Annotated in this window: 12 protein-coding genes; 5 read left to right on the top strand and 7 right to left on the bottom strand. The window is 55.4% G+C overall.

What is annotated here, in order from left to right; translation table 11 throughout:
• The 4 genes from L0H14_RS10385 to L0H14_RS10370 form a co-directional block, all read left to right on the top strand.
• Window positions 1-636: UDP-N-acetylmuramate dehydrogenase (locus L0H14_RS10385; RefSeq protein ID WP_301421787.1), on the top strand; the 636-nt coding region annotated here is incomplete at its 5' end.
• A 31-nt stretch (window positions 637-667) separates the two neighbouring features.
• Window positions 668-2194 carry an acyltransferase gene (locus L0H14_RS10380; RefSeq protein WP_301416064.1) on the top strand — a complete coding sequence of 509 codons (1527 nt, stop codon included), beginning with the start codon at window positions 668-670 and terminating at the stop codon, window positions 2192-2194.
• Window positions 2151-2777, top strand: a complete 627-nt coding sequence (locus L0H14_RS10375; RefSeq protein WP_301416062.1) for an SGNH hydrolase domain-containing protein — start codon at window positions 2151-2153, stop codon at window positions 2775-2777. The genes L0H14_RS10380 and L0H14_RS10375 overlap by 44 nt, the downstream gene beginning before the upstream one ends.
• A 150-nt stretch (window positions 2778-2927) precedes the next feature.
• Window positions 2928-3743 (top strand): IclR family transcriptional regulator, encoded by an 816-nt coding sequence (locus L0H14_RS10370; protein ID WP_301416060.1) that lies wholly within the window; start codon window positions 2928-2930, stop codon window positions 3741-3743.
• A 51-nt stretch (window positions 3744-3794) separates the two neighbouring features.
• Here the strand turns inward: L0H14_RS10370 and L0H14_RS10365 are convergent, their stop codons facing one another.
• From L0H14_RS10365 to L0H14_RS10355, 3 genes are all read right to left on the bottom strand, one after another.
• A complete protein-coding gene (locus tag L0H14_RS10365) occupies window positions 3795-5219 on the bottom strand; it encodes an MFS transporter (protein WP_301416058.1) in 1425 nt (474 codons plus the stop codon).
• Window positions 5220-5387: 168 nt separating this feature from the next.
• Window positions 5388-6143, bottom strand: coding sequence for an isochorismatase family protein (locus L0H14_RS10360; protein ID WP_301416056.1), 756 nt, complete (start codon window positions 6141-6143; stop codon window positions 5388-5390).
• A 256-nt stretch (window positions 6144-6399) separates the two neighbouring features.
• Window positions 6400-6918 carry a DUF4442 domain-containing protein gene (locus L0H14_RS10355; RefSeq protein ID WP_301416054.1) on the bottom strand — a complete coding sequence of 173 codons (519 nt, stop codon included), beginning with the start codon at window positions 6916-6918 and terminating at the stop codon, window positions 6400-6402.
• 305 nt (window positions 6919-7223) lie between these two features.
• On the opposite strand from L0H14_RS10355, the gene L0H14_RS10350 reads away from it, so the two are divergent.
• Window positions 7224-7847: a TetR/AcrR family transcriptional regulator gene (locus L0H14_RS10350; protein WP_301416053.1), complete on the top strand. Its 624-nt coding sequence runs from the start codon at window positions 7224-7226 to the stop codon at window positions 7845-7847.
• 202 nt (window positions 7848-8049) lie between these two features.
• Here L0H14_RS10350 and asd read toward each other — a convergent pair whose 3' ends face one another.
• The 4 genes from asd to thyA all read right to left on the bottom strand — a co-directional run.
• Complete coding sequence (gene asd, locus L0H14_RS10345; RefSeq protein WP_301416170.1) at window positions 8050-9195, bottom strand: aspartate-semialdehyde dehydrogenase; 1146 nt, start codon at window positions 9193-9195, stop codon at window positions 8050-8052.
• A 33-nt stretch (window positions 9196-9228) separates the two neighbouring features.
• Window positions 9229-9471: an NF038396 family protein gene (locus L0H14_RS10340; RefSeq protein WP_245540628.1), complete on the bottom strand. Its 243-nt coding sequence runs from the start codon at window positions 9469-9471 to the stop codon at window positions 9229-9231.
• Entirely contained in the window at window positions 9455-9985 is a 531-nt protein-coding gene (locus L0H14_RS10335) for a dihydrofolate reductase (protein ID WP_301416049.1), read from the bottom strand. The genes L0H14_RS10340 and L0H14_RS10335 overlap by 17 nt, the downstream gene beginning before the upstream one ends.
• A 13-nt stretch (window positions 9986-9998) precedes the next feature.
• A partial coding sequence (gene thyA / locus L0H14_RS10330) for a thymidylate synthase (protein ID WP_301421785.1) occupies window positions 9999-10397 on the bottom strand: 399 nt, incomplete at its 5' end.

Raw genomic sequence — 10397 nt, 5'->3', positions numbered from 1 at the left:
GAATTTGGGTACCGTGACTCGGTGATCAAACGCACCATCGCCTCGTCTACGACAAACTTTCATCAGGCCTCACCACGCTGGATTGTGCTCTCGGTTGACCTACAGCTCGTCAAGACCGGGAAGTCGGCACCGATTCGCTACACCCAACTGGCCCGTGCGCTCAATCTCGAACTTGAACAAAGCGCCCCATTAGAGCGTATCCGGCAAACCGTACTGGATCTGCGTGGTACCAAAGGTATGGTGCTCGAGGCCCAAGACCACGACACTTGGTCGACCGGCTCATTTTTCACCAACCCCATCGTGCCGATCGAGGTGGCGGAGACGCTGCCAGATGATGCCCCGCGATTTCCGCACCACGAAGCTGGTGAGACCACCGATACGGTCAAACTTTCCGCCGCCTGGCTGATCGAGCACGCGGGCTACAACAAAGGATTCGGGCTCAACGGCGAATCCAATACGGTTAATGGGCGCGCTAGCCTGTCCACGAAACACACGTTAGCTTTGACGAACCGTGGCACAGCCAGCACCCAAGATCTGGTGCAAATTGCCACTGTTGTTCGAGACGGCGTGGCTGAAAAGTGGGGGATACACCTCGTGCCAGAACCGGTACTGGTTGGAGTGCAGTTAGGGGCGTAACGTACGTAGAACCGGAATTGGAGTTGATCTCTTGACGACCCAGACCACGCAAACATCGCGTGTCGCGCGGCATACACCCAAGCGCAGATATCGGCCGGACCTCCACGGTATCCGTGGACTGGCGATCCTGGGTGTGGTGTTATTCCACCTCTTCGGCAACGGCCGAGTGTCCGGTGGTATCGACATTTTCCTCACGGTCTCAGGTTTCTTATTCACCGCAATGTTGTTGCGCGAAGCCGCTGAGAACGACGGCCGTATCAATTTCGTGGCATACTTCGGTCGGCTGTTTCGTCGAATTTTTGTGCCCGCTGCCATCGTGGTGGTTACAACCGCCATCGCGGGCATGATCATTCTGCCGTACACCCAGCACACTCAGATGTTGCGCGAAGCCGTAGCGTCGCTGCTGTATTACGAGAACTTGGAACTGATCAATTCGCAGCTCTCCTATGATGCGGCGGGCCCAGAGACTTCTCTGTTCCAGCACTTCTGGTCGTTATCAGTGCAGGGTCAGTTCTACCTGTTTATGCCGTTTGTGATCCTGGTGCTTGTTTGGTTGGCACGAAAACGTAACCAACCGGCAGTTTTCTGGTTGGGTGGGGTACTGGCTGTCACGCTGCTCATTTCGATGGCCTGGGCCATCATCTATGGTGCCCAGTCGCAAGATGAGGCCTATCTGGCCACGAGTACCCGGCTGTGGCAACTGGCATTTGGTGGACTGGTTGCGATTGTCATTGACCACCTGCGGTTGGCGAAGGGCCTACGTTTTGTATTGGGCTGGGTGGGACTATTCATGGTCGTATCGACCGGGTTTCTTTTCGATGGCGGACAACAGTTCCCGGGCCCCCTTGCCTTGTGGCCACTGTTGGGTTTGGCATTCGTACTCTTTGCCGCAGCACAGGACGAGACGACAGAACGCGGGTCGGTCACCCAATTACTCGATAACAAAGTTTTCAACTGGATCGGCGATTACTCCTACGCCCTGTACTTATGGCACTGGCCGTTGCTGATTTTCTACCTGACACTTCGCGATCGTGAAGCCATTGGCATCCGCGGGGGATTCGTCATTCTTGCGGCAGCCATTGTTTTAGCTATGTTGCTGAACCACCTCGTGGAACGTCCCATCCAATCCTGGGGACGTCGCGCCACTGGTCAGCGAGCCAATACGATCCCGATTGCGGTTGGGCTGGTCGTCATGCTGGTGTTCAGCAACATCGTGGCCAACTACATTATCTCGACACAGCAAGAAACAGCGCAAGAACAAGAAGCCGGTTACGCGCTGGATACAGACACCTACCCGGGAGCTCTCACCACACTTGAAGACGGGCCTCAAGCTCCGGAAGTAGACACTTATGAGCCAAACGGCGAGGAACTTGCTGGTGTGGAGCAAGAATATATCACCCAAGATTGTCGCCAGGACGGGCGAAATGAACCGGGTAGTTATGAAGTCACCCTGTGTGAAGATCCAGATGCCCCGGATAATCCTTCAGCAACCGTTGTCTTAGCTCCTGACTCGCATGCGGGGCAACTGGGAGCAGACGTTCCGAACCCTTGGACGTGAACACAACTGGGAAGTCATCCTGGCCATCAAATCCGGGTGTAATTTCTCCGGAGTACCAAATGAACCAGGCAACGACTACTGCCACAAGTGGAACGACAATTTCATGGACTACCTGGAGTCTGAAAACATTGATCTCGTGGTGGCTCCCGGCACGCAAATGTACAGCAGACCTGCTGACGAAGGGTTCGCTGAAGGAGCACAACAACGCTGGGAACAGATTGCGGCAACGGACACACCCCTGTTGCTGATCCGTGGTCTGATTCGTCCGGGTGGCACGTCTGGTACAGCAGATTGTTTGGTGTCAGGAAATCCTCCGGAAGAATGCGGCGGCATGGCCGGCGACGCCCATCATCCCAACCCAATTGCAGACGAAGATTTAGCCGAGACCACCCACACCATGGATATGAACCCATATGTTTGTCCCGGTGTTGAGCAAGGCCCAGATACTGCGTGTTCAGCCGTGGTCGGCAACGTAGCAGTGTGGTACGACAACTCCCACATCACGCCCCAATATGCCACCACGCTGGCGCCCATCATGGAACGCGAAATCCGCGATCTCTATCCAGGACTCTTCACGTCCTAACCGGCTGCGTGGTCAGCTCACGCCAAACCGATGGGCAGGATCGGGGCTCCTGGAGGGAAAACTGAAGTCAGGTGCGCTCGGTACGCTCCGACCATGCGAGCAGGAAATATGACAATATTGATGCACATCACTTGTATTTGAGGAGCAACTTTGTCAGAAGCCGATCAACCAGCCGTCCGGCAACCCCAGGGTGCCCCGGCAGCCATGCTCAATGGACTGTCAATTTTAGAAGCTTTTTCGATCAAGAGACCGGCACTGGGCGTCACTGAGATATCCGAGATCGTGGGGCTTCACAAATCCACGGTGTCTCGCATGCTCAATGGTTTGTCTGAACTCGGTTATGTCCGCCGTGAAGCCACCAGCGGCCGCTACCGACTCGGTCTCAGCGTCCTCGAACTATCAGCGCCGCTGTTGGCCGATCTGGATATTCGTGCCGCGGGTCTTGAACATCTTGAGCGTCTCACAGAACTCACAGGCGAAACGACCGCCCTGGGTGTCTGGGGCGACGGCGGAACGATAGTGGTGGAACAGGTTGCCAGTCCGCACCAGGTGCGTCACACGCAGCCGATTGGTAACCGCTATAACCAGTGGGAATCATCGTCGGTACGTGTGATGCTGGCACATCAGCCACTCAACGCAGTGCACCAGCTGATCGAAACAGGTCGCATTGTGGTGCCTGAAGGTGGCATCAGCCGCGAAGACGTGGAAATCGAGTTGGAATTGATCCGGAAGCACGGTTTTGCGACCAACCAGGGTGGTACGACCCCGGAAGAATTCGGTGTTTCAGCAGTCGTGTTTGATCTGCGCGGCACAGCGACCGGTTGCGTCATTCTGTCTGCACCGACCTCCCGGGTTGAATTCCAACATTCGGCAGAGGCCTTGCAGCGCGCAGTCAGCCAAACAGCCCACGATATTTCAGCGCGGCTGGGGGCTGCTGTAGTCTCGGAAAACAACTCGAGGGCATGATTCGTTTCGAACCATGCCCTCGGGTATCGCCAGGGTTGAACTGCATTAACTTTAGGCGAGCGTTTTCACTTTTTCGTTCTTGGGTTTGGACGCTTTGATCTTGCTATCCTCCGGAAGTACCGGAATGGATGAGGTGATCGGCTCGTCGTCAACACCGACTCCGAGATCCCGACCGGCAGTTTCTGGCATAAGTGTCGTCGCGATGAACGCCCCAATGGCAATCACGGTCAGATAGATGGCTGGTGAAAGTGGGTTCCCGGTAACATCGATGAGCCACGTCGCAATATACGGTGCTGTACCACCAAACAGCGCGTAGGCCACGTTGTATGTGACACCTGACGCGGTGTAGCGCACCCGAGTTGGGAAAACTTCGGTGAGCAGCACTGCGGTCACCACATTGGCAGCGACGGTGCCGAACATAATGAGCAGCTGGCCAAGCAGCGCGGTGGTGAAGGTCGCACCGGCAGCGATCATATAGCCGGGGACCGCAGTGCCTGCCAGCAAGATGGCAGAGGCGAACATCGTCTTACGACGGCCAAAGCGGTCGCAGATAACGCCGCCCAGTGGCGCCATACATGCTGCAAGTGTCAGCGCAATGACGTTGGAAGCAAGTACTGGCACGGCCTCGAGTTGCACAACTTCCCGAAGGAACGTCGTCATATAGGTCGAGAAGATATAGAAACTGAGCGCGGTCAGCGAGATGTAACCGGCCAGAATCATCATTGGACGAGCCTGAGTGCGAATGGTGGCTCGCAGCGGGGCATGCTCAGTGGTGTCATCTTCGCCAGCTTCCTGGAACATCGGGGATTCACCGAGTTTCCGACGGATCCAGAAGGCAATGAGGCCCAGCGGAGCAGCGATCAGAAACGGAATACGCCAGCCCCACTCTTGCATTGCGGCTTCGCCGAGTCCGGTCGTGAGTAGGTAAGACAGCAGGGCGGCTGCAGCGAACGCAGCGAAAGTTGCAGTTGGCATGGCCGAGCCCCACCGTGCGCGCTGGTGCGGCGGGGAATGCTCGATCACATAGGTGACTGCACCCGCATATTCACCGCCGGCCGACAGGCCCTGGAGACAACGAGCAGCGGTCAGCAGGACTGCGGCCCAGATACCGATTTGGTCGTAGCTTGGCAGCAGACCGATGGCTGCGGTGGAACCGGACATTAACAGTACAGTCAAGATGAGTACTGATTTGCGGCCGATACGGTCGCCGAGCATACCGAAGATTGCGCCACCTACGGGGCGTAGGGCGAAGGCTACGGCGAAAATGGCGAAAGTTTGGAGTAGAGCCACCGCCCCGGTGGACTCTGGGAAAAATGTGGTGGCAATAATGGTTGCCATAAAGCCGTAGACGGCGAAATCAAACCATTCGACTACTGTTCCGGCGAATCCGGCAAACGTGACTTGTCGAAGCGTTTGAGGTGAAACTTCAGAAGTATTGGTTGGCTGTTTTGTCGAGCTGTGGTCGCTGGTGGTCATGGGGGCTCCATATCTTGCGGGCCGGGAACACAAAAGTCCCTAGAGTACATGAGAGGTGGGACTGAAGAAAGAATGGGCTTGCCGAAGCTGATTTCGCATACTTCAACAAGCCCATCTATCTCAACCAACGTGTCAGAACCAACGTGTCAGAGTGTCATAGCTCGGCGATTAGCTTGTGACAGCTTGCTTGACAGACAGGGTGGTGGTTGGCACGGTGTCTTCGAAGTTTGGCAGTTCGTTGAGGTAGTTGACCACGTTTTCGAGTGGTTCAACGTCGCCGAACTTAGAGTCCATGTCAAAGAGGTTGTAGGCAACAACACCAGGTACGCGGTCACCGACAGCTTCTTTGACTACGATCGGGCGGAAGCCTTCAGCTACGGCATCTTCAACGGTGTGGCGGACACAAGCCGTTGCTGTAACGCCGGTGACGATCAGGGTGTCGATGCGGTTAGCGGTCAGGAACTGGTTTAGGTTGGTGCCGGGGAAGGCAGACGCGCGCTTCTTCTTGATGACCAGTTCGCCTTCCTGCGGTGCGATGCGGGAGTCGATGTCTGCTGCGCCGGTGGAAGCATCTAGGGTTTCCAATGGGATTTTTTGACCCCAGAGGCCCATGTCGGATGCCAGGCTGTCATCGAGAACATCGTAGGCGGTGGTAATGAAAATTACTGGGACACCTTTAGCGCGAGCTGCAGCATTCAGATCCTGGCAGGCCGGGATAATAGTATCCATGCCCTCACAGGAGAATGGGTGACCTGGACGAGTCCAAGCGTTAGCCATATCGATGTGAATGACTGCTGGACGGGTACCGTATCCAACGCGACGTTTGAAACCGCGCTCTGCGTATACTTCAGCGCCTGCCTCGAAAATTTTCTCGAGAACGGTTTCCATTTCTTGTTCGAGTGCCGCGTAGTTTTCGTTAGCCATTTCGACTCCTAGGTTGTGTGACTTGCAACACGTCGTTGCTGTACTAACAATATAGTTGCTTGACTAGCAACGTGCAAGTGTTTTGTGAAGAAAAGTAGAGAATGTCACGAGTTTGCGCGTGGTGTCTCGCGTTTGTCCAGGTCAGCCATCAATCGTGAGTGGGAAAGATTTTTATTTCCTGAGAGCATCTGGGCATAAAAACGCCTTCCGTCACGCGTGGAGACAGAAGGCGCAGGGGCGGCGGGTTAAGTGCTGGTTATTTTGCGTTAGCTTTCTCGGTGAGAGCCGTACGCTTTTTTCTGAAGTAGACCTGGCGACGGACAATGGCCACGGTGTCGCCTGACTCGTCGGTGATAGCTACTTCAAACCAGTGCAAATACTTTTCTCCATCCATGGTTTTTTCGCGAATGAGATCCCACGTCTCTTCGCTAACTTGGAAGTCCGCAGTGATCTTTCCTTTGCCTGGTTTGATGAATTGCGCTTCGACGCCGACATCCCAGACGAGATACTCTTTGCCGAGGCCGTGGACGCCCGCAAACATGAAAAATGGGTCGGTCATCGACAGCATGGTGCCACCGAAGGCAGTTCCGACCAGGTTTCGAGTGAGGAGATTTGGTTTATGAGTCACAATGGCTCTTGAGGCGTTGTCTGCAATGTATTGGGTCTTGATGCCCGCGCCGAGGTATGGCGGCCAGATGCGCATGAAGCGTTGTAGGAACTTTGGGCCGATGTTCATCGATGCGGCTGTAGGGATTTTGAGCTTGGGGAGTCTCAAGTCGGTTCTCCTTCGAGCATGCTGGGGTGCGCACCGTCAACATGCGCTGGTCGGTTGTATAATGCAGCTCATATTGTAGACCACCTCGTGTTGGCTCTGCAGCCACCTTTTCCTTGACCCTAGGGCGTCACCGCACCGATACTTGCTACGCGAGGAGGCGTGGAAGGGTGCGTGTACCGGAAACCCCTTTGCGGCACAGTGTTGTGCGGTGATGCTTTTCTGGCGGCGTAGAACTCTCGAATAGGCTGACGAGCTTCAATCTGCTGGTACATTATGGGGGTCGACTTTGAGTGAGGAGGACGACGGTGACTACTGGTGATACCCCAGACGCAGGCGAGATGCGGAACCCGCGTGCTGAGCGATCGAAAACCGCTTTGATTACCGCGATGACGCGCGCCCTGGATGAGTACGAGCCCGGACAAGTGTTGAGTCTCGCAGAGATCTCACGGGCCGCCGGAGTGAGTCGCCCGACGCTCTACCAACACTTTGGTGATTTAGCGAACCTTATTCGCGCCGCTGCAGCTGTACGGCTCGTTGCACTCTTTGACAGTGTGCCGCAGCCAGCCCATGACGCACAAGGTTCTTGGCACGATGCCTCTTCGACTGCCCTGCACGCATTATTGACTGAGCTGGAACATCGCCGAGGATTCTATCTTGCGGTGCTGGACTCCACCGCTGCCGGCGAAGTACGAGAAGATGTCATTGAGTTCCTCGCGACCCGCATAGTAGATGTGACGGCCCTCGGACCTGCGATGCAAGATATGGAACCCAGCCCAGAAGACGTTCACGAGCGAGCAATGTTTTTAGCTGCTGGTGCTCTATGGCGTACCGAACGTTGGTTGCGCGATGATGCATCCGAGCCGGCCGAACAACTAGCCCATCGCCTGAGCCGTATCTTGGCATCAGCGGCTGGAATTAGCGACACCTGATGCGCGTTGCTCTGAGAAGCCTCCTGACGGTATCAAGTACCGTTCCACATGGGGTATCCGCGTCTACCGTCGGCTAGAAATCAGAAATCTTACGTCATCTGACTGTTCCAAACGACTGAGGGGCATTGTGCCGTATGAAAGCGCTAGCCACCAGTCGCGAATTGCAACTGGTGGCTAGCCTAGGATTTAGTTCTTGCTGGGTTTATAGATTGCCGGTGGCGATCATCAGCATTCGGCGGACCGGCTCTGCCGCGCCCCATAGGAGTTGGTCGCCAACGGTGAAAGCAGATATATATTCCGGTCCCATAGAGAGCTTACGAACGCGGCCAACGGGAACATCCATGGTGCCGGTAACAGCTACGGGCGTGAGCTGCTCGAGCGAGGCTTCCTTGTTGTTAGGAACGTATTTCACCCAGTCGTTGTCATTCGCCAACAGGTCTTCGATCTCATCCAATGGGATATCCTTGGTGAGTTTCAGGGTCAAGGCCTGGGAATGCGAGCGTAGAGCACCGATACGAACCGTCACGGACTCTAGCGGCATGATGTTGTCACCGGTACGACCAAGAATCTTGTTGGTTTCGGCCATGCCTTTCCAGTCTTCTCGGGACATGCCGTCACCGAGATCGGAGTCAATCCAAGGGATCAGCGAACCGGCAAGAGGTACCTCGAACTGAGTGGTATCCATGCTGCCGTTGCGCTGGGCATCAATGACTTTTTTGTCCAGTTCCAAAATGGCAGAGTTTGGGTTGGCTAGATCATCTGCCACGACGTCATGCAGGGTGCCGAAGCCTTTGATGAGCTCACGCATGTGGCGGGCACCGCCACCGGAAGCCGCCTGGTAAGTCATGGCGGTTCCCCATTCGACTAGGCCGTTGCGGAGCAGACCGCCGAGACCGAGGGTCATCAACGAGACGGTGCAGTTACCGCCAACGAACTGGTTGACACCGTTCTTCAGTCCGGCGTCGATCTGGTCGCGGTTGACCGGATCTAGCACGATGATGGATTCGTCGTCCATGCGCAGGGTAGATGCTGCATCAATCCAGATGCCGTTCCAGCCTGCTGCGCGAAGTTTCGGGTACACCTCGGTGGTGTAGTCGCCGCCCTGAGTGGTCAGAATGATTGGCAGTTTGGCCAGGGTGTCAATGTCGTGGGCGTCTTGCAGAGTCTCGGAGGTATCAACACCTGCGAGTTCTGGAACCGGACCGCCGGCGTTTGATGTGGAGAAGAAGACGGGATTGATCTTGGTAAAATCGTTTTCTTCTACCATCCGTTGCATGAGCACGGAGCCGACCATGCCTCGCCAGCCGACTAGACCAACTGATGGACGGGCTGCAGCATCTGCGTTCATTGGGGCCTCCGAAACGTGTTGAGTCATAAGTTTTTATTCTACATTCTGCGCAAGCGCATGTTTTTTGCGGGCGTTATATGCCCAGAGGCCAACACCGATAAAGATCTGGGTCAGCACAAGGATAAAAATTACCCCTGCGATCGTTTTACCAGTGAGTACGAGGTAGAGCCCCATCCCGGCGCAAACCAGCGCCAACAGGGGACCGGCGACCAGACCAAGGAAGGCCAACACCATTTGCCGTTGTGACACGGGGGCCGTATTAGTTGTCTTGCTCAAGAGTTCGCTCCCATCGTTCAAACCGGTATTCGACCGAGGACTTGGACGTGTGCCAACCGTTTGCTGGGTCTTGTTCGGCAAGTGTCCAAGAACCATCAAGTTCGGGGGCATATGTATCGCCGTCAATGTTGAGGTTGAACAGACTGCGCTCGATCACGGTGGCTATATCTATGGCCTGATCATATAGGGTGCCACCACCGGCCACCCAAATTGTTTGACTGGTCTTAAGCTGAGCGGCGAGTTCTAGGCCCTTATCCAAATCTTCAACAATGTGGACGTCTTCATGGTCCAAATTGGGATCGCTGGGGTCCTCACTGAACGTTTTTGAGACAACGATCGAGGTTCGGCCAGGCAATGGTCGGACTGAATTGGGGAAAGAAGACCACGTCCGGCGGCCCATGACGAGCACTTCGCCCATGGTCACCTGTTTGAAATGCTGAAGGTCTTCGGGTACTTCCCAGGGCATACCACCGTCCAAACCGATGACACCGTCGAGGCTTTGAGCCCAAACCATGCCGATGCGGCAATTAGACGGCAACTGGAGCTTTGATGGTGGGGTGGTGTTGGTATTCAACGAGTTCGAAATCTTCCCATTCGTAGCTGAATAAATCTTGTGGCTTGCGATTGAAACGTAATTGCGGGTACGGATAAGGCTGACGGCTCAGCTGCTCGCGCACCTGTTCGACGTGGTTGGCGTAAATATGCACATCGCCGCCGGTCCACACGAAGTCTCCGAGGTTGTAGCCCAGCTGATGGGCCATCATCCTGGTCAATAATGCGTATTCTGCAATATTGAAGGGGACGCCCAGGAACATATCGGCAGAGCGCTGGTAGAGCTGGCAGGAGAGTTTTCCGGGGCCGTCTTCTTCTGGCTGGACGTGGAATTGGAACAGTGCATGGCACGCGGGAAGCGCCATTTCATCGAG

The organism is Yaniella sp. (assembly GCF_030453185.1).
GTDB lineage: Bacteria > Actinomycetota > Actinomycetes > Actinomycetales > Micrococcaceae > Yaniella.
Note: the sequence above shows the minus strand (reverse complement) of the source record. Positions and strands in the feature narration are given on the sequence as shown.

Excerpts from the sequence above, each read along its gene's own strand:
- L0H14_RS10365 (WP_301416058.1), bottom strand. The coding sequence starts at position 5,219 with ATGACCACCAGCGACCACAGCTCGACAAAACAGCCAACCAATACTTCT.
- asd (WP_301416170.1), bottom strand. The coding sequence starts at position 9,195 with ATGAACGCAGATGCTGCAGCCCGTCCATCAGTTGGTCTAGTCGGCTGG.
- L0H14_RS10360 (WP_301416056.1), bottom strand. The coding sequence starts at position 6,143 with ATGGCTAACGAAAACTACGCGGCACTCGAACAAGAAATGGAAACCGTT.
- L0H14_RS10335 (WP_301416049.1), bottom strand. The coding sequence starts at position 9,985 with ATGGTTTGGGCTCAAAGCCTCGACGGTGTCATCGGTTTGGACGGTGGT.
- L0H14_RS10375 (WP_301416062.1), top strand. The coding sequence starts at position 2,151 with ATGCGGGGCAACTGGGAGCAGACGTTCCGAACCCTTGGACGTGAACAC.